At 72.0% G+C, this 23,001-nt stretch carries 22 protein-coding genes and 1 pseudogene; 10 read left to right on the plus strand and 13 right to left on the minus strand.

The genetic code is table 11. The features are described from left to right. Positions 1-101 precede the first annotated feature (101 nt). The 5 genes from ACTFAP_RS05415 to ACTFAP_RS05435 all read left to right on the plus strand — a co-directional run bounded on the left by ACTFAP_RS05415 (position 102) and on the right by ACTFAP_RS05435 (position 6,458). Positions 102-842, plus strand: a complete 741-nt coding sequence (locus ACTFAP_RS05415) for a thiazole synthase (protein WP_390125000.1) — start codon at positions 102-104, stop codon at positions 840-842. A gap of 115 nt (positions 843-957) precedes the next feature. Beyond that, on the plus strand, positions 958-2,259 hold the full coding sequence (locus tag ACTFAP_RS05420; RefSeq protein ID WP_390124912.1) for a DUF4190 domain-containing protein: 1,302 nt from the start codon (positions 958-960) through the stop codon (positions 2,257-2,259). Positions 2,260-2,346: 87 nt separating this feature from the next. Next, entirely contained in the window at positions 2,347-4,353 is a 2,007-nt protein-coding gene (gene pknB, locus ACTFAP_RS05425) for a Stk1 family PASTA domain-containing Ser/Thr kinase (protein WP_390124909.1), read from the plus strand. Between the two features lie 298 nt (positions 4,354-4,651). Further along, on the plus strand, positions 4,652-5,503 hold the full coding sequence (locus tag ACTFAP_RS05430) for a transglycosylase SLT domain-containing protein (protein WP_500468351.1): 852 nt from the start codon (positions 4,652-4,654) through the stop codon (positions 5,501-5,503). Between the two features lie 76 nt (positions 5,504-5,579). Continuing rightward, positions 5,580-6,458 carry a deoxyribonuclease IV gene (locus tag ACTFAP_RS05435; RefSeq protein WP_500469410.1) on the plus strand — a complete coding sequence of 293 codons (879 nt, stop codon included), beginning with the start codon at positions 5,580-5,582 and terminating at the stop codon, positions 6,456-6,458. Here ACTFAP_RS05435 and ACTFAP_RS05440 read toward each other — a convergent pair. Then, the gene (locus ACTFAP_RS05440) at positions 6,425-7,069 is read right to left on the minus strand and encodes a sulfite oxidase-like oxidoreductase (protein WP_453855542.1); all 645 of its coding nucleotides are present in this window, start codon (positions 7,067-7,069) and stop codon (positions 6,425-6,427) included. The two genes, ACTFAP_RS05435 and ACTFAP_RS05440, sit on opposite strands and share 34 nt — an antisense overlap. A gap of 171 nt (positions 7,070-7,240) precedes the next feature. On the opposite strand from ACTFAP_RS05440, the gene bfr reads away from it, so the two are divergent. Beyond that, the gene (gene bfr, locus ACTFAP_RS05445; RefSeq protein WP_386538600.1) at positions 7,241-7,723 is read left to right on the plus strand and encodes a bacterioferritin; all 483 of its coding nucleotides are present in this window, start codon (positions 7,241-7,243) and stop codon (positions 7,721-7,723) included. Between the two features lie 44 nt (positions 7,724-7,767). Here the strand turns inward: bfr and ACTFAP_RS05450 are convergent, their stop codons facing one another. The 6 genes and pseudogenes from ACTFAP_RS05450 to ACTFAP_RS05475 form a co-directional block, all read right to left on the minus strand. Next, positions 7,768-8,313 carry a hypothetical protein gene (locus tag ACTFAP_RS05450; protein ID WP_500468352.1) on the minus strand — a complete coding sequence of 182 codons (546 nt, stop codon included), beginning with the start codon at positions 8,311-8,313 and terminating at the stop codon, positions 7,768-7,770. Next, the gene (locus ACTFAP_RS05455; protein WP_500468353.1) at positions 8,307-10,403 is read right to left on the minus strand and encodes a hypothetical protein; all 2,097 of its coding nucleotides are present in this window, start codon (positions 10,401-10,403) and stop codon (positions 8,307-8,309) included. Before ACTFAP_RS05455 ends, ACTFAP_RS05450 begins: the two co-directional genes overlap by 7 nt. 121 nt (positions 10,404-10,524) lie before the next feature. Beyond that, a pseudogene (locus ACTFAP_RS05460) lies at positions 10,525-11,369 on the minus strand (IS5 family transposase). After that, on the minus strand, positions 11,360-11,704 hold the full coding sequence (locus ACTFAP_RS05465) for a hypothetical protein (RefSeq protein WP_500468354.1): 345 nt from the start codon (positions 11,702-11,704) through the stop codon (positions 11,360-11,362). Before ACTFAP_RS05465 ends, ACTFAP_RS05460 begins: the two are co-directional and overlap by 10 nt. Positions 11,705-11,822: 118 nt before the next feature. Continuing rightward, a complete protein-coding gene (locus ACTFAP_RS05470) occupies positions 11,823-12,131 on the minus strand; it encodes a (2Fe-2S)-binding protein (RefSeq protein WP_500469412.1) in 309 nt (102 codons plus the stop codon). Between the two features lie 132 nt (positions 12,132-12,263). Further along, positions 12,264-13,613, minus strand: coding sequence for a class II 3-deoxy-7-phosphoheptulonate synthase (locus ACTFAP_RS05475; RefSeq protein ID WP_030734454.1), 1,350 nt, complete (start codon positions 13,611-13,613; stop codon positions 12,264-12,266). A 251-nt stretch (positions 13,614-13,864) separates the two neighbouring features. Here ACTFAP_RS05475 and ACTFAP_RS05480 point away from each other — a divergent pair, with 251 nt between their 5' ends. Next, positions 13,865-15,829 (plus strand): anthranilate synthase family protein, encoded by a 1,965-nt coding sequence (locus ACTFAP_RS05480; RefSeq protein WP_500468355.1) that lies wholly within the window; start codon positions 13,865-13,867, stop codon positions 15,827-15,829. On the opposite strand, the gene ACTFAP_RS05485 is transcribed toward ACTFAP_RS05480, so the two are convergent. From ACTFAP_RS05485 to ACTFAP_RS05495, 3 genes are read right to left on the minus strand one after another with little or no spacing between them, the layout of a single operon-like run. Then, a complete protein-coding gene (locus ACTFAP_RS05485) occupies positions 15,796-16,455 on the minus strand; it encodes a response regulator (RefSeq protein ID WP_400009850.1) in 660 nt (219 codons plus the stop codon). The two genes, ACTFAP_RS05480 and ACTFAP_RS05485, sit on opposite strands and share 34 nt — an antisense overlap. Positions 16,456-16,496: 41 nt before the next feature. Further along, positions 16,497-17,765 (minus strand): MacS family sensor histidine kinase, encoded by a 1,269-nt coding sequence (gene macS / locus ACTFAP_RS05490; RefSeq protein ID WP_500468356.1) that lies wholly within the window; start codon positions 17,763-17,765, stop codon positions 16,497-16,499. 19 nt (positions 17,766-17,784) lie between these two features. After that, the gene (locus ACTFAP_RS05495) at positions 17,785-18,513 is read right to left on the minus strand and encodes a lysophospholipid acyltransferase family protein (RefSeq protein WP_200367860.1); all 729 of its coding nucleotides are present in this window, start codon (positions 18,511-18,513) and stop codon (positions 17,785-17,787) included. A gap of 111 nt (positions 18,514-18,624) precedes the next feature. Between ACTFAP_RS05495 and ACTFAP_RS05500 the strand changes: the two genes are divergently transcribed. Further along, positions 18,625-19,407 (plus strand): alpha/beta fold hydrolase, encoded by a 783-nt coding sequence (locus tag ACTFAP_RS05500; protein WP_495683653.1) that lies wholly within the window; start codon positions 18,625-18,627, stop codon positions 19,405-19,407. Next, complete coding sequence (locus tag ACTFAP_RS05505; RefSeq protein ID WP_500468357.1) at positions 19,316-20,041, plus strand: hypothetical protein; 726 nt, start codon at positions 19,316-19,318, stop codon at positions 20,039-20,041. Before ACTFAP_RS05500 ends, ACTFAP_RS05505 begins: the two co-directional genes overlap by 92 nt. Before the next feature lie 13 nt (positions 20,042-20,054). On the opposite strand, the gene ACTFAP_RS05510 is transcribed toward ACTFAP_RS05505, so the two are convergent. Then, a complete protein-coding gene (locus ACTFAP_RS05510) occupies positions 20,055-20,762 on the minus strand; it encodes an endonuclease/exonuclease/phosphatase family protein (RefSeq protein ID WP_495683655.1) in 708 nt (235 codons plus the stop codon). A gap of 70 nt (positions 20,763-20,832) precedes the next feature. Here ACTFAP_RS05510 and ACTFAP_RS05515 point away from each other — a divergent pair, with 70 nt between their 5' ends. Next, on the plus strand, positions 20,833-21,291 hold the full coding sequence (locus ACTFAP_RS05515) for a TIGR03618 family F420-dependent PPOX class oxidoreductase (protein ID WP_495683656.1): 459 nt from the start codon (positions 20,833-20,835) through the stop codon (positions 21,289-21,291). 266 nt (positions 21,292-21,557) lie between these two features. On the opposite strand, the gene ACTFAP_RS05520 is transcribed toward ACTFAP_RS05515, so the two are convergent. Then, positions 21,558-22,499 (minus strand): ROK family glucokinase, encoded by a 942-nt coding sequence (locus ACTFAP_RS05520; protein ID WP_046723087.1) that lies wholly within the window; start codon positions 22,497-22,499, stop codon positions 21,558-21,560. A gap of 53 nt (positions 22,500-22,552) precedes the next feature. Continuing rightward, positions 22,553-22,990 (minus strand): DUF5304 family protein, encoded by a 438-nt coding sequence (locus ACTFAP_RS05525; protein WP_390124873.1) that lies wholly within the window; start codon positions 22,988-22,990, stop codon positions 22,553-22,555. Positions 22,991-23,001 lie beyond the last annotated feature (11 nt).

The following is a 23,001-nucleotide window of genomic DNA, read 5'->3' on the forward strand; positions in this document are numbered from 1 at the left end:
CGCACGACCCCGCGAACGCCGCCACCGCCGGCGGCCCCCCTCCGGGCGACGGGGACGACGTCCTGGTGCTCGGCCCGCTGCGGCTGACCTCCCGGCTGATCATGGGCACCGGCGGCGCCCCCAGCCCCGAGGTGCTGGAGCGCGCCCTGGCCGCCTCCGGCACCCAGCTGACGACGGTGGCGATGCGCCGGGTGGATCCCGGGGTACGGGGCTCGGTGCTCGGCATCCTGCGCAACCTCGGCATCGCGCCGCTGCCGAACACCGCGGGCTGTTTCACCGCGGGCGAGGCGGTGCTGACCGCGCGGCTGGCGCGCGAGGCGCTGGGCACCGCACTGGTCAAGCTGGAGGTCATCGCCGACGAGCGCACCCTGCTGCCGGATCCGGTGGCGACGCTGGACGCCGCCGAGACGCTGGTGGACGACGGTTTCACGGTGCTCCCCTACACCAACGACGACCCGGTGCTGGCGCGGCACCTGGAGGAGGCGGGGTGCGCGGCGGTGATGCCGCTGGGCTCGCCGATCGGCTCGGGGCTCGGCATCCGCAATCCGCACAACTTCGCGCTGATCACCGAGCGGGCCGGGGTGCCGGTGATCCTGGACGCGGGCGCGGGCACCGCCTCGGACGCGGCGCTGGCCATGGAGCTGGGCTGCGCCGGTGTGATGCTGGCCTCGGCGGTGACGCGGGCGCAGCGTCCGGTGCCGATGGCGCGGGCGATGCGGCACGCGGTCGAGGCGGGGCGGCTGGCGTTCGGCGCGGGGCGGATTCCGCGGCGGCATTTCGCCCTGGCCTCCTCGCCGTTGGAGGGGCGGGCGGAGCTGGACCCCGAACGACCGGCGTATTGATCCGATCGTACTGATATACGATCGCCGGATCTGGGGGACCATTCTGTCCGTTACGGGGGATCGCGCGCCGCGGGCCGGCCCGTCTCCTGAGCGGCAGCTGAAGGAGAGATCGACCGTGAGCACACCGCCCCAACCGCCGCCGCAGGGACCGGAGCAGGGCCAGAACCCGTACGCCTCCGCCTCCCCTCCGCCCGGGCCCCCCACCCCGGGCTACGGTTACCCGGGCCAGGCGCCGGTGCCCGGCCCGCCGCAGGGCTACGGCTACCCGCCGCCCGGTGGCCCCGCGGGCCCCGGCTACCCGGGAGGCCCCGGCTACCCCGGCGGCCCCGTCCCGCCGCCGTACGGACAGCCGCAGCCGCCGGCCAGGACCAACGGCCTGGCCATCGGTTCGCTGGTGACCGGCCTGCTGGCCATGGCCCCGATCGCGCTGATCCTGGGCATCCTGGGCCTCAACCAGGTGAAGAAGACCGGGGAGCGCGGCAGGCCGCTGGCCATCGCCGGTATCGCCCTGGCCGCCGTGCAGATCATCACGCTGGCGATCCTGGTCCCCACGGTGTTCCTCAAGGACGACAAGGGCAGCGAGGCGACCCCCACCCCCTCCCCCAGCGAGTCGGCCACCGACGAGGAGACCGGCGAGCCCGGGCGCGAGGTCGCGCCCGACGGCGAGGGGATCACCGTCTTCGACATCGCCGTCGGCGACTGCTTCGACACCAGCGGCCTCTCCGACTACCAGGGCGAGGAGGGCGCCAGCGAGACCGACGTCACCCTCTACCCCTGCGACGTGCCGCACGAGGCCGAGGCGTTCGGCTCCTTCGAGGTCACCGGGTACGACACCTTCCCCGGCATGGACGAGATGGTGGAGATCGCCAACACCGAGTGCAACCGGCTCGTCCAGCCCTACATCCTGGACACCTGGACGATCGGTGAGGACACCGGGATCTTCTACTACCACCCCGAGGAAGCCAGCTGGGGCATGGGCGACCGCGAGATCCTGTGCTTCTTCGGGCTCGCCAGCGGCCGGTCGATGTCCGAGTCGCTGCGCCCCGACGAGAGCGCGCTGAGCGCCGACGCCCTGGGCTACCTGGAGATCACCGGCGCGCTGGACACCGAGTCGTGGATGGAGCCGTCGGAGGATTCCGGCGTCCCCGCCTTCCGGTCGTGGGGTGACGCCATGGCGTCCGTCATCGAGGACGAGATCGCCGCGCTCTCCGCCGCCACCTGGTCCGACGCCGAACTGGAGACGCTGGTCGCCGAGCTGATCGACGCCCGCGAGAGCAGCCTGCCGTACTGGCAGGACCTGGCCGACGCCGGTGACGAGGCCGCGGTGTGGGAGAACTACGAGCAGGGTTACGGCACCTTGGGCATCGACACCGAGATCGAGATCCGCTCCCTGCTCGGACTGGCAACGGGTAGCTGACACTTCCGTCACTGTTTTGCTGCGGTCCTGATCACAGGACCGCGGCGGCCGGGTGGGTGTCCGCGGCAGACCGTAGACTCAACAGCCGTGGACACCACCCTTCAGGACCCGCTGATCGGGCATGTACTCGACGGCCGTTACCGCGTGGACGAGCGGATCGCCGTCGGCGGCATGGCCACGGTCTACCGGGCGGTGGACACCCGCCTCGAACGCGAGCTGGCCGTCAAGGTCATGCACCCCTCGCTGGCGGACGACGCCGACTTCACCGAGCGCTTCATCCGCGAGGCCAAGTCGGTGGCCCGCCTCGACCACCAGAACATCGTCGGCGTGCTCGACCAGGGCCGCGACGGGGACTACGTCTACCTGGCCATGGAGTACGTGGCCGGCTGCACCCTGCGCGACCTGCTGCGCGAGCGCGGCGCGCTGTCGCCGCGGGCCGTGCTGGACATCGTGGAGCCGCTGCTGGCCGGTCTGGCCGCCGCCCACCGGGCCGGGCTCGTGCACCGCGACATCAAGCCCGAGAACGTCCTCATCGGCGGGAACGGCCGGGTCAAGGTCGCCGACTTCGGCCTGGCGCGCGGCGTCGACCACCAGACCTCCGCCGACACCGGCACCCTGCTGGGCACCGTCTCGTACCTGGCGCCCGAGCGCATCGAGCACGGCACCGCCGACCAGCGCGCCGACGTCTACGCCTGCGGGGTGCTGCTGTACGAGCTGCTGACCGGCGCCAAGCCGCACACCGGTGACTCCCCGGCCCAGGTGCTGTTCGCGCACGTCCACCGGGACGTGCCGCCGCCCTCGCAGGCCGTGCCCGAGCTGGCGCCGGCCCTGGACACCCTGGTGGCGCGCGCCGCCGCCAGGACGCCAGGGGACCGGCCCGAGGACGCCGCCGGGCTGCTGGCGCTGGTCCGCGCGATACGGGACGGGCTGACCGACGAGGAGCTGGACGTCCAGCCGCCCGCCGCGACCCAGGTACCGGCGGGCGAGGGCGCCGCCGGCACCACGGACGCCGACGAGACCGCCGCCGGGGCCCCCGTCGCCGCCGACCCCGAGGAGCGGACCAGTGTGGTGCCCCGCCCGGCCGGCGTACGCTCCACCGCCCCGGACGGCCCCGACCGCGACGCGGTGGACCACACCGCCCGGATCGAACTGCTGCCGCCCCTGTCGCACGACGGGGACGACGACGGCCTCCGCGCCGCACCGCCGGTCCGGCGGAAGCTGCCGCGCCGCGCCGTCCTGGCCCTGGTCGCCGCCGTGCTGGCCGTCCTGGGCATCGGCGCGGGCGTCTGGTACATCAACTCCGGGCAGTTCCTGCACACCCCCGGGGTGTACGGGGTGCCGCAGGCCGAGGCCGAGCAGACCCTGCGCGAGGCCGGGCTAAAGGTGGCGGTCGACGAGGCGTACCACGAGACCGTGGAGCCCGGCCATGTCATCTCCACCGACCCGGCGCGCGGCGACCGGGTCCGCAAGAACGCCACCGTCACCCTCACCGTCTCCCAGGGCCCGCCCGTGGCCACCGTGCCCAATCTGCGCGGCATCCCGCTGGCGGACGCCAAGGAGCAGCTGACGCGGGCCGGCCTGACCCCGGGCACCGAGACCCGGGAGTTCTCCACCGAGGTGCCGCGGGGCTCGGTGATCTCCACCGACCCGGCGCCCGGGACCGAGAAGCGCCCGGACGCGGCGGTGGCCCTGGTGGTCAGCCGCGGCGCCGAGATCGAGGTGCCCGAGGTCATCGGTACGGCCGAGGGCACCGCCATGCAGCAGCTGACCGAGGCCGGCTTCGAGGTCGAGATCGCCCCGGAGCGGGTGTTCTCCGAGGAGGAGTCGGGCACCGTCGCCGAGCAGTCCCCCGTGGCCGGGGAGAGCGCGGGTGAGGGCGACGTCATCACCCTCACCATCTCCAAGGGCCAGGAGATGATCGAGGTGCCCGACGTGCGCGGCGAGTCGGAGAACGAGGCCCGGCGGATCCTGGAGGACGCCGGCTTCGAGGTCAACGTCAACCGGCTCTTCTTCACCGGCACCGTCTTCAACCAGTCGATCTACGGCGGGGACAGCGCCCCGCGCGGATCGACCATCACCATCTGGGTCCGCTGAGGACCGTACGCACTGAGGCGGGGGTCACATTCCGTACCGCGGAGTGCCCCCGCCGCTGTGATGCGCGCCATAGGGCGGGCGTCACATACGACCGCGCTTAGTGTTTTTCACGTGAGCGCCCCGGGCCGTAAAAAGCCGGGGAAATTCGGGGGACAATCCTCGGGGATCCCTCGGGGAACCCCCCGGGGATGATTCCCCCCAGCACTAACCTCATTAGTATTCGTGACCTTTGCGCGGGGTTTTCCGCTGCTGCTACGAAAGGCCGTCGCAGCATTCGCGAGAACGTGAGGTCCCCCGCATGACCGCTCAGCTCCCCACTCCCCGCCGAAGTCGCTTCTCCCGGCTCCAGAAGTCCGCCACCACGGCCGTCGCCGGCTGCGGCATGGCGGCCATCGCCTTCACCCTCGTACCCGCCACCGCGAGCGCGCACGAGTCCGCCGCGGCGGACTCCGCGGACCGGTCGGTCGCCTGGGTGCTGAAGGCCAACGACGTCCCCGGTCAGCAGCGGCACGACGGTGGCGCGGCCGAGGCCGACGGCACCGCCCCGCAGGAGGTGGCCCAGTCCCTGCAGAAGACCCTGCGCGCGCTGGCCCCCGAGTCCCCCTCCCGGCAGGCCGAGCGCATCGCCGCCGAGCAGGCCGTCCAGGCCGCCCAGGAACTGGCCGCGCAGCAGGCGGAGGCCGAGCGGGTCGCCGCCGAGCAGGCCGCCAGCCGCGCCGCCGAACGCGAGGCGCTGGCCGCGGCCGAGACGGCCGCCGCCGAGGTCACCGCCGCCCCCGAGGCGCCGGCCCCGGCCGCCGAGCCCGTGGCGCCCGCCGCCCCCACCTACACGGATGACCTGGACGGCTGGATCCGCGAGGCGCTGGACATCATGGCCGAGCACGGAATTCCGGGCTCCTATGACGGCCTGTACCGCAACATCATGCGGGAATCCAGCGGCGATCCCAACGCGATCAATGACTGGGACATCAACTGGATCAATGGCACGCCGTCCATCGGGCTGCTCCAGGTGATTCAGCCGACCTTCGACGCCTATCACGTGGAAGGCACTCCCTACAGCCTTTACGACCCGGTCGCCAATATCGTGGCCGCCGCCAACTACGCCTGGGACCGCTACGGTTCCATCGACAACGTGAACGGTCCCTACTGACCGGCGGCCCCCGGCAGCACCCCACACCTCCACCTGGCAAGCTTTCCGGGTGACCTCAGCTCGCGACCGCAATCCCATGGGCGGCCACGTCCCCGTAGCCGGGGGCCTGGCCGCCCGTGGCCTTGCGTACGCCGCCACGCTGGACGCGGAGACGCTCCAGGTGTTCGTCGCCAACCCGCGCGGCTGGGCCACCCCGCCCGGGGACCCGGGCCAGGACGAGGCGTTCCGCGCCGGGTGCGCCGAGCGGCGGCTGCCCGCGTACGTCCACGCCCCGTATCTGATCAACCCGGGCTCGGCCGATCCGGTCACCGCCGAGCGCTCGGTGCGCTCGCTGCGGCACTCGCTGCGCCGGGGCCGGGCGATCGGCGCACGAGGGGTGGTGGTGCACACCGGTTCGGCGACCGGCGGACGCAGCCGGGAATCGGCGCTCGCCCAGACCGGCGAGTTGCTGCTGCCGCTGCTGGACGAGCTGACCCACGACGAGGACCCGTACCTGCTGCTGGAACCGACCGCGGGCCAGGGCGCCTCACTGTGCTCCCGGATCGCCGACCTGGAGCCGTACCTGGCCGCGCTGCGCGGCCACCCCCGGGTGGGGATCTGCCTGGACACCGCCCATGTCTTCGCGGCCGGCCACGATCTGGCGGCCCCGGGCGGGGCGCGCGCGACCCTGGACGAACTGGTCCGGGTGGCCGGCCCGGGCCGGCTGCGGCTGATCCACGCCAACGATTCCAAGGCACCGGCCGGATCGCGGCGCGACCGCCACGAGAACATCGGCGCCGGCCACATCGGCCGCGCCGCCTTCGCCGAACTGCTGCACCACCCGGCGACCACCGGCGTCCCACTGATCATCGAGACCCCTGGCGGGCCCGAGGGTCACGCCGCGGACGTGGCCCTGCTGAAGGAGCTCAGGAAGACACCGGCTCACAGCTCGGGGCCATCCCCCGGCTCCTCCTGATAGCTGTAGCGCTGCTCGCGCCAGGGGTCGCCCAGGTTGTGGTAGCCGCGCTCCTCCCAGAAACCGCGGCGGTCGGCGGTCATGTACTCCACGCCGCGCACCCACTTGGGGCCCTTCCAGGCGTACAGCCGCGGCACCACCAGGCGCAGCGGGAACCCGTGCTCCGCCGTCAGCAGCTCACCGTCGCGATGGGTGGCGAACACGGTGCGCCCGTCGGCGAAGTCGGCCAGCCGCAGATTGGCGCTGTAGCCGTACTCGGCCCACACCATCACATGGGTGACGCCCGGCGCGGGGGGCACGAGGGAGAGCAGAGTACTGGCCCGCACCCCGCCCCATTCGGCGCCCAGCATGCTGAACTTGGTGACACAGTGCAGATCGGCGACCACCGTCTCGTACGGCAGAGCGCTGAACTCCTCGTGGTTCCAGCACCGTTTGTCGCCGGTGGCGGTCGCGCCGAAGACCCGGAACTCCCAGCGTTCGGCCCTGAACCGCGGCACGGGCCCGTAGTGGGTGACCGGCCAGCCGCGCTGCTCACGCTGTCCCGGGGGAAGCCTTCCGGCCGCCTGTCGCGTGTCCGCTTCCTCCTCCGAACGGCTTTCCGGGTGACCCATCCCTCTATGGTGACAGACCTGACATGCACAGTCCGCACCGCCACCCCTGACCCGGCGAGAACTCCCCGGAAACAGGGTAATTCGGTAAGCCTTCGCTTACTGGACGTAATCCCCCAGGGGTGCCACGATGCCTCGAACACCTGCCCCTTCTCGCGGAAGGAGCGCGCTGCCATGCAGGGCGATCCCGAGGTCATCGAGTTCCTGAATGAACAGCTCACCGCTGAACTGACGGCCATCAACCAGTACTTCCTGCACGCCAAGATGCAGGAGAACTTCGGCTGGGTGAAGCTCGCCAAGTACACCCGCGCCGAGTCCTTCGACGAGATGCGGCACGCGGAGGTCCTCACCGACCGGATCCTGTTCCTGGAGGGGCTGCCCAACTACCAGCGGCTCTTCCATGTCCGGGTGGGGCAGACGGTCACCGAGATGTTCCAGGCGGACCGCCAGATCGAGGTGGAGGCCATCGACCGCCTGCGCCGCGGCGTCGAACTCATGCGCGCCAAGTCGGACATCACCTCGGCGAAGATCTTCGAGTCGATCCTGAAGGACGAGGAACACCACATCGACTACCTCGACACCCAGCTCGAACTCATCGAGAAGCTCGGCGAACCCCTGTACATCGCCCAGCTGATCGAACAGCCCGACGAAGCCTGATCCCCAGGGGGCGGGCCACTCACTCCGAGCGGCGGTCCGCCCCCTCAGCAGCCGTACGTGTCCTTCGCGGAGGCCATGAGGGCGGCGGTGAAGTCCTTCATCGCGCGCCGGCCCTCCTCCGTTTCCCGCGTGGGGGAATAGATCTGCACATTGATGTCCAGGACGGCCTCCGGGCGAGCGTCGGCGCATTCTGTTCGGATCAGTGAACCGCTGGAGGCGAAAATGATGTCATCATCGCCCACACGGCCCTCTTCACCGCCCACGAATCCCCAGCTCCCTTCCGGCATTTCCTCATACCATTCCCGGAGGCTCTGGGAAGCGGTGTCGAAGTGGAACACGTCGATAGCAAGGGTGGCCACGCCATCGATATCGACCCGACAGAGCAGATCGGCACTCGAATTCACGTGCGGACTTCTGACCTCCAGCTGCTCCCCATCCGGAAGGAGAGGCGCGGTGAGTTCGGGGTCGACATGCATTCCACACAGATCTTCTGCGATCTCATAAGCCTGCTCACGGGAGAGGAAAATCCATCCCGCGACCAGGAGCACGGGGACGGTCACCAGCGGGACGAGATAGCGCTTCCTCACCATGTGGCTCCTCCCAGCACTGCCACCGCACCGGTGTGCCCGTGATCGGCGGCGTCACGGACAATCTGCTCCGCAGTCGTGCGGGCCTGCTCCGGCGTCAGCCCCCCGGACGCGTCCGGATTGCGACCGACCCATTGATTCGCCAATTCATTGATGAAAGCATTCTCGCGCTCGTAATAGCCACTCCGATATTCCATGTCCTCATCATCACCGTGCGCTCCGGACCATTTCAGCCACTGACCGCCAATGGCTTCGATCGATGCACCGAGCAGCCCGCCGGCCACGGGGATCTTGGCTGCGAGATTTCCTATGCTCCGGTACGTCCAGCGGTCCGTCCACACGGATTCGTCGGATATCTCGATGGCTTGGAACCTTCCGTTCTCCAGGAATCCGATCGCCCGCCCGACACTTCCGAGCGCGAAATTCGCGTCGCCCGTGGTGTCGCTGTCGATGCGCTCGGCATACTCAGCCGCCATTGTCATATGCAGAATGGCATAGGATTCCGGACTCCGGGAAACCTGGTTGGAGAGCTGGGAAAGGTGGCCCGGATCCAGCGGAAGCTGACTTCCCGAATGGTTGCTCGCCGTGTCGAAGACCTCCGCCCGGTACTCTCCCAGCAACCTCGCCATGCCCTCGCGAAAGTCCGCGTCGAAGTCGTTGCCCGTTCCGGCGCTCACGTCCATGACATGCCGGAACAGACGCAACTGCTCGGCACTGTGCTCCGGCGACAGGGGGGAGGGCTCGTCGGAGCCGCGTCCCGAGGTGGCCGCCAGGAGAGCGTCCATGACGGCGTCGCGGGCCGCACTGCGGCCCGTTTCCGTCTCCTCGCTCAGGTTGGGCGCGTAGGAGCGCTCCTCCAGGAAATACGCCGTGTTGTCCGTGGGCTCCGTCGAGGAGAAGAACGCGTACGACGCGTCCGGGTTGTTGTCCAGGGCCCGCATGAAGCCGGTGGCCGGGTCGTAGCGGAACTCCAGGCCGGGGAGCGTGGAGGTACTCGGCGGGACCCAGCGCGCGCCGTCGCCCGAGGGCTGCTCGATGGCGACCAGACGGTCCCCGTACGCCGTGAGATAGTCCGTGTCCCACTCGCCGTGGCGCATGAGATCGCTCATGATCTGCGCGCCCAGCAGCGCTCCACCGTGCTCCGGTCCGTGCACCTGGTCGAGCTGGTCGAGGACCTCCGCCTGCCACGTCTCCATCCGGGCGCCGCCGGCCCTGGTCGCCGTGCCGAGAGTCGCACCGAGGGCCTCCCGGGCCTCCTCGACCGAGCGCAGATAGTCCTGCGTCGGTTCACGGTACGGATCCACCAGCACCAGGTTGGACCAGAAGTCGAGGACACCGTCGGCGCCCATCGTGGTGGTGAAGTGGACGGCGAAATACTCGTTGTCCTGCTGAGCCGTCAGAATCTCGGTTGCCCGCTCCAGGCCCTCCTGCGTCAGGTATTCGCCGGAGCGGTAGAGGCCGGCCAGTTCGGATGCGTCTTCCAGGCCCTGCATACGGGCGGCGCTCTCCATACCGGTCACCGGGGGGACTCCGAATCCCTCACCGACCTCGCCGGCCAGATCACCCAGGGCGCGGGAGGCGGTGGCATCCGCCTCGGCGGACCGTGCCAGGACCTCTTCGACACGGCCCACGATGTAGTCGACGTCGGCCTGCTGTGCCTGCCCCGGGCTCAGGCGGTGTGAGCCGGTCCAGCGCTCCATCCGCTCGAGTTCCTCGTCCGCGTACGCGCCGTTCAGCCGCGAGTACACAGTGCCGTCCGAATGGATACCGAGAGACAGATCAGCGGCCTCCGTCTCCACCGCCATCAGGTCGTTGCGGGCCTGCCGCTGGGCGTCCAGCAATCCGTTCAGCACCTCGTGAACGGAGAGCGCCGTCTCGTGGGCGTAGCGGAACCGCTGCCCGGTGAGGGTCAGGAACGGCTTGGCCATCTCCGCCGTTTCCCCGCGCCAGTCCAGCGGTTCGACCTTGGTGAGGAAATCCCGCTCAGCCTGCTCCGCCAACTCCCCCAGGCGGCCCGCCAGAGTGCGCCAGTCCCCCTCCGCCGCTTCGAGATGGGTCAGCTTCAGCCCGTACAACTGCTCATATCCGGGCATCGGGGCCCCCGCTCGTCCCCCACATCCCGACGATCTCGGTGGGGCCGGGATCCTCGGTCATCGCCTGGTTCGTCCGGTGGAGTTGCGCGACCACGTCGGCCTCTAGGCCGTTTCTTTTGGATCATCGTGCTGACCAGGTGTGGATGGCGGCGATGTGGAGTGCGGCCTGGTAGATGGTGGCGGTCTTGTCGTATCGGGTGGCCAGGCCGCGCCATTGCTTGAGTTTGTTGATGCAGCGTTCGACGGTGTTGCGCTGCTTGTATGCCTCTCGGTCGAACGCGGGCGGGCGGCCGCCCCGGCTGCCGCGTCGTTTGCGGTTGGTTGCCTGGTCAGCGGGAACGGGAATGACTGCCCGGATTCCGCGCCGACGGAGGTGGGCCCGGATAGCGCGTGAGGAGTAAGCCTTGTCGGCCAGGACCATCTCCGGTGTTGTCCGGGGCCGGCCGGTCGGCCGGGGCACCCGTAACTGGTTCATGACCTGGGCGAACGCGGGTGCGTCCCCTGCCTGGCCCGGGGTGAGGACGAAGGCCAGGGGCCGACAGCGGCTGTCGGCGGCGAGATGGATCTTGGTGGTCAGTCCGCCGCGGGACCGTCCGAGGGCATGGTCGTCCGGCTCGCCGGCCGGGGCCCCTTTTTGCGGGCCCCGGCGGCGTGCTGGTGAGCACGGACGATCGTGGAGTCGACCGCGATGACCCAGTCCATGTCGCCCTCGGCGTCGGCCTGGGCGAGCAGGGCGGTGAAGACCTTCTCCCAGGTGCCGTCGGCGGCCCAGCACCGCAGCCGGTTGTGGACGCCCTTCCACGACCCGAAGCGCTCGGGCAGATCCATCCACGGCGTCCCGGTGCGGTATTTGAAGGCGATCGCGTCGATCACCGGGCGGTGATCCCGCCACCGCCCTCCCCGCCGAGGTGTCCGGTCCGGCAGCAACGGCTCGATCCTCGCCCACTGGGCATCAGTCAACGACACACATCAACCAACGATCCGATGATCCGCAGGAAACGGCCTAGCTCCGTGTGCGAGGTGGAGGAGAGACCGAGTCCGTCCTCGACGGTCTGGCAGTCGGCCACCAGGTCCATGGTGTTGCGGAAGAAGCGGTTGGCCATGGTGGTGAGCGAACCGGCGGAGGCGAGATCGGCGGCCCGCAGGTCGGCGGCGGCGCTGAGGCTTGCCGAGGTCGCCAGGCCGGCCGTGGCGGACAGGCCGAAGCGCAGTGCACGCGCGTCCTCGGCGATCTCGTTCAGCGCCCCGGGATCCAGCGAGAGGTCGGGGGTCGTGGAGCCGCCGCCCCCGTCGGAGTTCAAACTCGTGCGTAAGGCCTCTTCGCGCCCCGACATGCCTTCCCCCACGGCGAGTTGTGATCCAGCGGGGCTCACGGTACCAAGGAAGGCACCTTCGGCGGGAGGGACCGGCCCCGGGGCCTCAGACGGCGGCGGCCGGGGCGCGCGCGGGGAGCGGGGGAAGCGCGGGTGACGGGGGCGCGGGGAGGGGCCGGGCGGGTGTGGGTGCGGCGGCGGGCTCGGGGGCGTGCCGCTCGGGCGTGGGTGTGGCGGCGGCCGGCTCGCGGCGGGGGCAGGGGCGGCCCAGGAGGCCCTGGATGCGGCGGACGCACGAGCCGCAGTCGGTGCCGGCGCCGCTGGTGGCGGCGATCTGGCGGGGGGTACAGGCGCCCGCGGCCGCGTGTGCGCGGACCTGGTCCTCGGTGATGCCGAAGCACGAGCAGACGTACACCCGCTCCACCTCCCGCAGTGATCTTCCGGTCTTAGTAAGGCAAACCTCACCTTACCTTCCCGTCCCCGGACAGAGAACAGGGCCCCGGTGTGCGCTGCCGCACTCCGGGGCCCTGCCCTGTTCTCCGGTGGCTCAGCCCCGGTACATCTCCGCCACCAGGAAGGCCAGGTCCAGCGACTGGCTGCGGTTCAGCCGGGGGTCGCACGCCGTCTCGTAGCGCTGGTGCAGGTCATCGACGAGGATCTCGTTGCCGCCGCCGACGCACTCGGTGACGTCGTCGCCGGTCAGCTCCACATGGATGCCGCCGGGGTGGGTGCCCAGGCCCTTGTGGACCTCGAAGAAGCCCTTCACCTCGTCCAGCACGTCGTCGAAGCGCCGCGTCTTGTGCCCGGAGGCCGCCTCGAAGGTGTTGCCGTGCATCGGGTCGCACACCCACGCCACCTCGGCGCCGGACGCCGTGACCCGCTCCACCAGCGGCGGCAGCAGGTCGCGGATCTTGTCCGCGCCCATCCGGGTGATGAACGTCAGCCGCCCCGCCTCCCGCTCCGGGTCGAGCCGGTCGATCAGCGCCAGCGCCTCCTCCGGAGTCGTGGTCGGGCCGATCTTCACCCCGATCGGGTTGGAGATGGAGGCCGCGAACGCGATGTGCGCCCCGTCCAGCTGGCGGGTCCGCTCCCCGATCCACACCATGTGGCCGGAGACGTCGTACAGCCGCCCGCTGCGCGAGTCCACGCGGGTCAGCGCCGCCTCGTAGTCCAGCAGCAGCGCCTCGTGCGAGGCGTAGAACTCCACCGAGTGGAACTCGGCCGGGTCCGCGCCGCACGCCTTCATGAAGTTCAGCGCGTTGTCGATCTCCCGCGCCAGCGCCTCGTAGCGCTGGCCGGAGGCGGAGGTGCGGACGAAGTCCTGGTTCCAGGCGTGTACCTGCCGCAGGTCCGCGTACCCGCCGGTGGTGAAGCCGCGCACCAGGTTCAGCGTGGCGGCCGAGGCGTGGTACATCCGGCGCAGCCGCTCCGGGTCCGGGATCCGGGCCTCGGGGGTGAACTCGGGGCCGTTGACCGAGTCGCCCCGGTAGGAGGGCAGCGACACCCCGTCGCGGGTCTCGGTCGACTTCGAACGCGGCTTGGAGTACTGGCCGGCGATGCGCCCGACCTTGACCACCGGGACCGCGGCCGCGTACGTGAGGACCGCGCTCATCTGGAGCAGGGTCTTCAGCTTCGCGCGGATCTGGTCGGCGCTGACCTGGTCGAACGCCTCGGCGCAGTCGCCGCCCTGGAGCAGAAACGCCTCGCCCCGTGCCACGCTCGCCAGCCGGGCCCGCAGTTGGTCCGCCTCGCCGGCGAACACCAGCGGCGGATAGCCCTCGATGTCCGCGGTCACAGCGCGCAGAGCCTCGAGGTCCGGATATTCGGGCTGCTGCGCCGCGGGCAGGTCTCGCCAGGAGGAAGCGATGGAGAAGCTGCTGTCAGCGTTCACGGTCACGCGCCCAAGGTTACGGGTTCGTACGGGTGGCGTTTCCCCACGCCCGCGAAGTGAGACAGGGGCCACTCGGGGCGCTATAGTCCACCGCATGCGCACGCAGCAGACCCGTAACTGGTGGTGGCCCGCTCCCTCGGCGGCCCACTGACTGCGCGCATCCTGCATCACGACGCGAAGGCCGCCCGAAGGGGCGGCCTTCGGCGTTCGCAAGCCATCGGGTCGCCCCTTCCCCATCCAGGACAGGGATTGTCACCATGGGGCATCACTCATCACCCGCAGCCGTCATCGAGCGGCTGCTGAACGGCGGCGAGCCGTTCGCCCTCCTGCACCGGCGCACCCCGGGGCGGGTGCGCTCCGGCGAGGGCACCATCGAGGTACTGACCGGCCCGGTGCACGAGGTCGACCGGATCGGTGCCCTCCCGCTGCCCGAGCGGCCCGGCATCGGGGCGCTGGCCCTGATCCCGTTCCGGCAGATCGCCGAGCGCGGCTTCGAGGTCACCGACGACGGCACCCCGCTGTCCGTCCTGGTCCCGGACCGGGTGGAGGAGCTGCCGCTGGCGCCGACCCTGGACGCGCTGCCCGGGCACGCCGTCTCGGTCGCCGAGGGCCGTTTCGACGTCGACGACCCGGCGTACGAGGAGATCGTGCGCACCGTGCTGCGCGAGGAGATCGGCGCGGGTCAGGGCGCCAACTTCGTGATCCGGCGGACGTTCACCGGCCGTATCGACGGCTTCGCCCGGCGGGACGCGCTCGCCCTCTTCCGCCGGCTGCTGGCCGGGGAACGCGGCGCGTACTGGACGTTCGTGGTGCACACCGGCGAGCGCACGCTGGTCGGCGCCAGCCCCGAGGTGCACGTCCGGATGCGCGGCGGCACCGTCGTCATGAACCCGATCAGCGGCACCTACCGCTACCCGGCCACCGGTCCCGACCCGCGGGGGGTGCTGGACTTCCTCGGCGACCCCAAGGAGATCGAGGAACTGTCGATGGTCGTCGACGAGGAGCTGAAGATGATGTGCGCGGTCGGCGACCGGGGCGGGGTGGTGATCGGCCCCCGGCTGAAGGAGATGGCGCACCTGGCGCACACCGAGTACGAACTGCGCGGACGCAGCACCCTGGACGTGCGCGAGGTCCTGCGCGAGACGATGTTCGCCGCCACCGTCACCGGCAGCCCGGTGGAGAACGCCTGCCGGGTCATCCGCCGCCACGAGCCGACCGGACGCGGCTACTACGGGGCCGCGCTCGCGCTGCTGGGACACGACGCCACCGGCACCCAGACCCTGGACTCACCGATCCTCATCCGCACCGTGGACATCGCGCCCGACGGCGCGCTGCGGCTGCCGGTCGGCGCCACCCTGGTGCGCGGCTCGGACCCGGCCGGCGAGGTCGCCGAGACGCACGCCAAGGCGGCCGGGGTGCTGGCCGCGCTCGGGCAGCCGGTGACCGCGGCACCCGGCGAGCGGCCGGTACGGGGCACCGCCTCCGCCGCCTCCGCCGCCGCGCCCGCCCTGGCCGCCGACCCCCGGGTGCGCGCCGCCCTGGACGCCCGCCGCGCCGGCCTCGCGCCGTTCTGGCTGCGGATGCAGGACCTCGCCCCGCGCCGCCCCACCGGGAGCGGGCGGGTGCTGGTGGTCGACGGCGAGGACACCTTCACCTCGATGCTCGCCCACCTGCTGCGCACCACCGGCGCCGACGTCACGGTGGAACGCTTCGACGCCCCCGGGCTGCCCGCCCGCGCCGCCGCCCACCCCGGGCCCGTGGTGCTCGGCCCCGGACCCGGCGACCCCAACGACACCACCGACCCCAAGATGCGGCTGCTGCGGACGCTGACCGCCACCCTGCTGGCCGGGCCGCACCCCGGCGGCGTCATCGGGGTCTGCCTGGGCCACGAGCTGATCGCCGCCGAACTCGGCCTGGAACTCCTCCGGAAGGCACATCCGTTCCAGGGGGCGCAGGAGCGGATCGACTTCTTCGGCCGGCCCGAGACCGTCGGCTGCTACAACTCGTTCACCGCCCGCTGCGATGAGGACACCGCGCACGAACTGCGCGCCCACGCCATCGACGTCAGCCGCGACGAGGCCACCGGCGACGTGTACGCGCTGCGCGGGGAGGGCTTCGCCTCCGTGCAGTTCCATCCCGAGTCGGTGCTGACGCTCAACGGCCCGGCGATCGTCGCCGAGCTGCTGGATCACTCGGTGTCGAGCCCGCGTTCGATCGCGTAGCGCACCAGCTCCACCCGGCTGTGCAGTTGCAGCTTTCCGAGGGTGTTCTGCACATGGTTCTGCACGGTGCGGTGCGAGATCACCAGCCGGTCGGCGATCTGCCGGTAGGTGAGCCCCTTGGCGACCAGCCGCAGCACCTCCGTCTCCCGCTCGGTCAGCTGCGGCACCTCGGGGCCGCCCCCGCTCCCCGGGGGCGGCCCCGAGGCCAGCCGCCGGTACTCCCCCAGCACCAGGCCGGCCAGGCCGGGGGTGAAGACCGGATCGCCCCCGGCGGTGCGCCGCACGGCCTCGGCCAGCTCCTCGGCGCTGGCCGACTTCACCAGATAGCCGGTGGCCCCGGCCTTCACCGCCTCCAGCACGTCCTCCTGCTCACCGCTGGCCGACAGCACCAGCACCCGGGGCCCCTGCTCGCCGCCGGTCCCCGGAGCGCCGGCCAGCCGCCGGCACACCTCCGCGCCGGGCAGCCCCGGCAGATTGAGGTCGAGGACCAGGACGTCGGGACGCACCGCCCGGGCCCGGCGCACCGCCTGCGGACCGTCCCCCGCGGTGGCCACCACGTCGAACCCGGCCGCCCCCAGATCTCTGGCGACCGCGTCGCGCCACATCGGATGGTCGTCCACGACCATCACCGTCACCGGCCGTCCCGCGCTCACCGGCTGTCCCGCGCTCACCGGCCGGCGTCCTTCCGGCCGCGCTGCCGGGGCAGCCGCAGCTCCACCTCGGTGCCCTGCCCGGGCACCGAGATCCAGCGCGCGCTGCCGCCCAGCTCCCGCATCCGCCCCCGGATGGACAGCGCCGCGCCCATCCGGCCCTCGGCCTCCGCCGCCGCCAGCCGCCCCTCGGGGATGCCGGGGCCGTCGTCGCGCACCGTCACGGTGATCTCCTTCGGCTCGTCCTCCAGCAGAATCCAGGCGGCCGCCGGCTCCCCCGCCGGGCCGCCCGCGTGTCTGCGCACATTGTCCAGGGCGGCGCCGACCGCGGCGGCCACGGTCCGTGCGGTGTCCGCCGGCAGCGGTACGGGGCAGCCGGGGCCCGCGTACGTGACGGGCCCGCCGGGGCCGCCCGCCGCGAGGGTGAGCAGCGTACGCAGATCGATCTCGGCGTCCGGGTCCCGCGGGGCCGCGTGCCGCTCCCCGGCGAGAAGCCCCTCGAAGGCCGCGCCCGGCGGCGGCCCGTCCGCGCCCTCCTGCCGCTGCCCGGTGACCAGCGCCCGCAGCGCCACCTCCTGGTCGCCCGCCAGCCGCCCCAGTTCGGCGGCCTCGCCGCCGATGGCCGCGCCGCGCCGCTGCACCATGGCCAGCACCTGGAGCACGCTGTCGTGGATGTCCCGGGCCAGCCGTTCGCGCTCCCGGTTCGCGGCCTCGATCCGCAGCGCCCTGGCCAGGGTGCGCTCGCTGGCCCGCGCCACCTCCACCACGTAGCCGATCGCGATGCTCGCCACGCACACCAGCAGCACGTTGTGCAGCGCGCTGCGCGAGAAGTGCCCGTCCTCCAGCAGATTGGCGGCGCCCACCAGCGCGGAGCCCAGCGCGGCCCACCGCCAGCCGCTCTTGATGGCGACCGCGATCACCGGGCCCGCCACCCAGATCGAGGGCAGGGTGGGCCCCACCTGGTTGGCGGGATCGGCCAGCGAGCTGAGCAGGATGCCGCCCACCGCCATCGTCAGGTCCGCCGTCAGGAACCGGCCCGTGCAGCGCTCGGCCGAGGAGACGTTCGGCAGGGTCAGCAGGGTCCAGGCCGTCAGCAGCGCGAGGTAGCCGACGCCGAGCGGCGGCCGGCCGTAGTCCCCGTAGCCGAGGGCGAACACCGCCAGCGCGTAGCCGAGGGTGACCACCCGGTACCCGGTGAGCGCCCGCCACAGCGGCTGCTCCACCGATATGCCCGAGGACGGCTCCGCCGTGCCCCGGTCCTCCCCCGCCTCCGCTTTGTCGGCCATCCGCCGGTGACCCTCCCCCTCAGTCCGGCGAGGCTTCCTTGGCCTCCGCCTTCTTCCGCTTCGCCTCCTCCTCCATGGCCTTCTTGACCACGGAGGCGTAGGTGTCCACGTACTCCTGTCCGGAGAGCTTCATGATCGCGTACATCACCTCGTCGGTGACCGAACGCAGGATGAAGCGATCCCCCTCCATGCCCTGATAGCGGGTGAAGTCCAGCGGCGCGCCGATCCGGATCCCGGGGCGCATCAGCTTGGGCATCACCTTCCCGGGCGGCTGGATCTTCTCCGTGTCGATCATGGCCACCGGCAGGACGGGCGCACCCGTCGCCAGCGCGACCCGGGCCAGTCCGCCCGGCCGGCCCCGGTACAGCCGGCCGTCCGGGGAACGGGTGCCCTCCGGGTAGATGCCGAACAGCTCGCCGCGCTCGATGACCGCTATGCCGCTGCGCACCGCCGCCTCGCCCGCCCCGCGGGTGCCGGAGCGGTCCACCGGAAGCTGCCCGACGCCCTTGAAGAACGCCGCCGTCAGCTTCCCCTTGACCCCGGGGGAGGTGAAGTACTCGGATTTCGCGATGAAGGTGACCTTGCGGTCCAGCACCACGGGGAGGAAGAAGGAGTCCGAGAAGGACAGGTGATTGCTCGCCAGGATCGCGGGCCCTTCGGAGGGCACATGCTCCAGCCCCTCCACCCATGGTCGGAAGGCCAGCTTCAGCCCTGCTCCGACGGAAATCTTCATCGCGCCGTACAGCACTCCGCCAACCTCCTGTGTTCTTTCGTGCCCGACCCTACTGGGGATTTACTGTTCTTGGCGCCTCCGGGCCCACGTAGGCTGGCCGCACCCCCGCACCGAACGGAGGCCCCCATGCCCCTGCTGAGCGGAGCCGAACCCTTCTCCCACGCGGGGTCGGCCACCGGTGTGCTGCTGTGCCACGGCTTCACCGGCACGCCGCAGCCCCTGCGGCCCTGGGCGCGGCACCTGGCCGAACGGGGCCACACCGTGGCCCTGCCGCTGCTCCCGGGGCACGGCACCGCGCAGCGGGATCTGCGGGTGACCGGCTGGCAGGACTGGTACGCGGCGGTCGACCGTGAACTGCGGGAGCTGCGGGACCGCTGCGAGCGGGTGTTCGTGTGCGGCCTGTCCATGGGCGGCACGCTGGCGCTGCGGCTGGCCGCCCGGCACGGCGACCGGATCGCCGGGGTCGCGGTCGTCAACCCGGCGATCACCTTCCCGCGCGTCCAGGGGTTCGCGCTACCGCTGCTGCGGCACGTGCTGCCCAGTGTGCGCGGGGTGGTGGGAGACATCCGCAGACCCGACGCCCCGGCCGAGGTCGGCTACGACCGGGTGCCGCTGCCCGCGGCGTACGCGCTGCGGCAGCTGGTGCATCTGGTACGCGGCGAACTGCCGCAGGTCACGCAGCCGCTGCTGCTGATGCACAGCGCGGTCGACCATGTGGTGCCACCGGGTGACTCGGCCGTGGTGCTGGGTTCGGTGTCCTCCACCGATGTCACCGAGCTGGTGCTGGAGAACAGCTATCACGTGGCCACCCTGGACCATGACGCGGAGCGTATCTTTCAGGAGACGGACGCCTTCATCACCCGCGTCATCCGCCCCGCGACGAGGAAGACCGCCAGTGACGGAACGTGACCAGGAGCGCGGCGACGGCCGCGACCCGATCGACGAGGAAGCCGCCTGGGCTCAGATCGTCGCCGGATACGGCGAGGAGCCGGCCGATCCGCCCGGGGTCTGGCCCAAGGGCGACGAGCTGGATCTGACCGACACCGTGGACCGGGTGCCGCCCGCCGAGCCGGGCCGGGAGTCCGGCGCGGAAGCCGGTGGGGCCGGTGCCTCCGGTGGGACGGGAGCGCCCGGTGGGACCGGTACGGCCGGCGCCGAAGCAGGTGGGGCCGGCGGGGCCGGCGGGGCCGGCGCGGAGAGTAGCAACGAAGGCGGCGGCACCGTCTCCGGTACGGGGACCGGCGCCTGGTCCGGCAGCGGCCCGCGCGACTGGGGCCCCGGCGAGGACCCCGACGGCGACCACTTCGTGCCGCCGGACCCGCCGCCGCTGCCCGAGACGGATCTGACCACGAAGCTCGCCTGGGTGGCGGTGCTGGGCGGGCCGCTGCTGCTGCTCGGCTCCGTGCTCTTCCAGCAGGAGATGACCTGGTGGATCGTCACCCTGGGGGTCGGCGGTTTCCTGGGCGGCTTCGCCGCGCTGATCTCGCGGATGCGGGACGGCGACGACGACTGGACGGACCCGGGCAGCGGCGCCGTGGTCTGACGGGGCAAGCCCCTCAGGGCACCCGGAGGGTGGCCAGGACCGGCAGATGGTCACTGGCGGCCCGCAGATCGTGTTCCGTGACGCCGGGGTGGCCGAGCGGGACGCCGCACTCCTGCACGGTGACCCGTTCGGTGGCGAGCACGGCGTCGATCCGGCTGACCGCGCCGGTGGCGGGGTACGTGTGCTCCCCGCCCCGGGGAGCAGCGGCCCAGCCGTCGGTGAGATCGCGGGTGAGATACCGGAAGGCCGCGCCCCGCGGCGGCTCGTTGAGGTCGCCCGCCAGCACCGCGGCGGGCGCGCCGAGCCCCGCCAACCGCTCCCGTACCAGCGGCGCGTGCCGGCGCCGCTCCTCGGCGCGCAGCCCCAGATGGCAGCTGACCACGGCCAGCCGGGGGCCGGCGCCGAAGCGCAGAACGGCGCAGGCCAGTCCGCGCCGGTGCAGCCCGGGGGTGTACGGGAGGGTCACCTCCGCCACCCGCTCCACCGTGGGCCGCAGAGTGGTCATGATCATGGTCCCGCAGGTCGGGGCGCCCCCGCTGACGTACAGCAGCCCGGTGGCCCGCCCCAGCCGCAGGGCCCGGCGCCGCCACCCGGCGAACCGGGGCGCCTCCTGGACGGCGACCACATCCGGTGCGCAGGCCCGGATCACCCGGGCCAGCGCGGCGGTGTCATCACGCAGCGACCGGACGTTGTAGCTGAGCAGGCGCACGACGGCGGGCATGTGCCCGAGGCTAGCTGCCCCGCACTCCCGGCGGCGGAATGCCGGGGCCCTCCGTGCGGTTGATCGCGTCATGACGGATCGACCCGGGCCCCGCTCCCTCACCGACGACGCCCTGTCCGCGCTGCTGGCCGCCCAGCGGTTCGGCACCGTGGCCACCGTGCGGCGTAGCGGCCACCCGCACCTGACCACCATGCTGTACCACTGGGACCCGGCGGCCCGCGTCGTCCGGATCTCCACCACGGCCGACCGCGCCAAGCCGGGGCACATCCGCCGCGACCCGCACGCCGCCCTGCATGTGCCGGGCGGCGACGTGTGGTCGTTCGCGGTCGCCGAGGGCGAGGCCGAGGTCTCGGAGATCACCACGACCCCGGGCGACGCGGTCGGCCGGGAACTGCTCGGCATGCTGCCGGCCGACATGCGGCCCGCGGACGAGAGCGCGTTCCTGGAGCAACAGGTCGCCGAACGCCGGGTGGTCATCCGGCTGCACGTACAACGCCTGTACGGGACGGCGCTGGAGGTGAGCGGCTGACGGCGGCCGAGCCGGCCGGAACCCGCCGGACAAGCCCCAGGTCGTCTCTTTCGGATCTTCGTGGGTCAGGCCGGGGCGTCGGATGCGGTGCTCCCCCAGCCTTCGGCTGGGAGGTGCCCCCATTCGCTTCGCTCAAGGCGCCGGAGTGCCCTCAGGGTGGTGTCCTTCGGGCAGTTCGGCAACGCAGCGAGGTTCCCCCAGCCTCCGGCCGGGAGGTGCCCCCACTAGCCGGCGCCCCGGCCCCGCGAAGATCCGGAAGAGACGGCCTAGCCCTGGCGGGCCAGGTCCGCCGCGCCGACCAGGCCGGCGCGGCCGCCGAGCTGGGCGGCCACCACCTGGGCGTGCGGGCGGTAGCGGCTGCCGACCAGCCAGCGCCGGAAGGACTTGCGGATCGGCTCCAGGACGAGGTCGCCCTCGTCCGAGACGCCGCCGCCCACGATGAAGGCGGACGGGTCGAACAGGGAGGCCAGGTCGGCGAGCCCGGCACCGGCCCAACGGGCCAGTTCGCGGAAGGAGTCGATGGCCACCGGGTCGCCCTGCCGCGCGGCGGCGGAGACATGGCGGCCCTCGATGCCCTCGGGGGTGCCGTCTCCCTCCGCCAGCAGGATGCTCGCGGCCTCGGGGGTGGCGCTGGCCCGCTGCCGGGCGTAGCGCACCAGGGCGCGGCCCGACGCGTACTGCTCCCAGCAGCCCTGGCTGCCGCAGCCGCACAGCAGGCCGTCCGGCACCACCCGGATGTGGCCGAACTCGCCCGCCACACCGAACCGTCCGCGGTAGAGCCGGCCGCCCATGATGATGCCGCCGCCCAGACCCGTGCCGAGGGTGATGACGACAACGTCGTCGTGCCCGGCGCCCGCGCCGAAGCGGTACTCGCCCCACGCTGCGGCGTTGGCGTCGTTCTCGACGACGACCGAGAGCCCGACGCGCTGTTCGACCTTGTCCTTGAGGGCCTCGTGACGCCACTTGATGTTCGGGGCGAACAGGACCGTGGCCCGCTTGTCGTCGACGTAGCCGGCCGCGCCGATGCCCACGGCCTCGCACTTGCTGCCGCGTCCCACGGTCTTGACGGCCTCGGCGATGGCCTCCACCACTCCCTCGGGGGTGGGCGGCGTGGGCACGGTGCTGGTGTCGAGGATCGTGCCCTCTTCGTCGACCACACCGGCCGCGATCTTGGTGCCGCCGATGTCAACGCCGATGGTCAGTCCCATGAAATCCTCGATAAGGTCAGTCGGTCCCCGCCGGCGAACACCGTACCTCGCGATCAGTCCAGATCAATGCGCTGGGCCGGACCGGAAGGCTCCTCTCCGTCACGGTCGTCACGGCCGTCGCGGGCGTCACCGCGCTCTTCGCCCCCGGGCCGGTCCTCCGCGCTCTGCCGCTGGTACCCGATCACCGCGGCCCGGTAGGCGGCCACGAGTTCGGCGCCCGCGTTGGACAAGTGCTGGAGCACATCGGGGTTCACCGCCGACCGGGCGCGGGCGGCCAGCAGCGTGGCGTCCGCCCCGAAGCGGGCCCCGATCCGCCCCGCCTCCTCGGTGATCGCCGTCATGAGCTTGCGCAGTTCCTCGGCGGCGTCCCCGTGCGAGGACTGTCCGGTACGTTCGCGGAACCGGGCCCGCTCGGCGGCGAGATCTTCCGCGCAGGCCTGTTCCCAGGCGTGCGGGTCGGCGTCGGATGGCTGCTCGGTGGGTTCGCTCATGGCGTTCTCCT

It is taken from the genome of Streptomyces sp. PH9007 (genome assembly GCF_059813725.1).

Excerpts from the sequence above, each read along its gene's own strand:
- ACTFAP_RS05415 (WP_390125000.1), top strand. The coding sequence starts at position 102 with ATGGGCACCGGCGGCGCCCCCAGCCCCGAGGTGCTGGAGCGCGCCCTG.
- ACTFAP_RS05430 (WP_500468351.1), top strand. The coding sequence starts at position 4,652 with ATGACCGCTCAGCTCCCCACTCCCCGCCGAAGTCGCTTCTCCCGGCTC.
- ACTFAP_RS05435 (WP_500469410.1), top strand. The coding sequence starts at position 5,580 with ATGGGCGGCCACGTCCCCGTAGCCGGGGGCCTGGCCGCCCGTGGCCTT.
- ACTFAP_RS05440 (WP_453855542.1), bottom strand. The coding sequence starts at position 7,069 with ATGGGTCACCCGGAAAGCCGTTCGGAGGAGGAAGCGGACACGCGACAG.
- bfr (WP_386538600.1), top strand. The coding sequence starts at position 7,241 with ATGCAGGGCGATCCCGAGGTCATCGAGTTCCTGAATGAACAGCTCACC.
- ACTFAP_RS05450 (WP_500468352.1), bottom strand. The coding sequence starts at position 8,313 with ATGGTGAGGAAGCGCTATCTCGTCCCGCTGGTGACCGTCCCCGTGCTC.
- ACTFAP_RS05455 (WP_500468353.1), bottom strand. The coding sequence starts at position 10,403 with ATGCCCGGATATGAGCAGTTGTACGGGCTGAAGCTGACCCATCTCGAA.
- ACTFAP_RS05480 (WP_500468355.1), top strand. The coding sequence starts at position 13,865 with ATGGGGCATCACTCATCACCCGCAGCCGTCATCGAGCGGCTGCTGAAC.
- ACTFAP_RS05485 (WP_400009850.1), bottom strand. The coding sequence starts at position 16,455 with ATGGTCGTGGACGACCATCCGATGTGGCGCGACGCGGTCGCCAGAGAT.
- macS (WP_500468356.1), bottom strand. The coding sequence starts at position 17,765 with ATGGCCGACAAAGCGGAGGCGGGGGAGGACCGGGGCACGGCGGAGCCG.
- ACTFAP_RS05500 (WP_495683653.1), top strand. The coding sequence starts at position 18,625 with ATGCCCCTGCTGAGCGGAGCCGAACCCTTCTCCCACGCGGGGTCGGCC.
- ACTFAP_RS05505 (WP_500468357.1), top strand. The coding sequence starts at position 19,316 with ATGACGCGGAGCGTATCTTTCAGGAGACGGACGCCTTCATCACCCGCG.
- ACTFAP_RS05510 (WP_495683655.1), bottom strand. The coding sequence starts at position 20,762 with ATGCCCGCCGTCGTGCGCCTGCTCAGCTACAACGTCCGGTCGCTGCGT.
- ACTFAP_RS05515 (WP_495683656.1), top strand. The coding sequence starts at position 20,833 with ATGACGGATCGACCCGGGCCCCGCTCCCTCACCGACGACGCCCTGTCC.
- ACTFAP_RS05520 (WP_046723087.1), bottom strand. The coding sequence starts at position 22,499 with ATGGGACTGACCATCGGCGTTGACATCGGCGGCACCAAGATCGCGGCC.
- ACTFAP_RS05525 (WP_390124873.1), bottom strand. The coding sequence starts at position 22,990 with ATGAGCGAACCCACCGAGCAGCCATCCGACGCCGACCCGCACGCCTGG.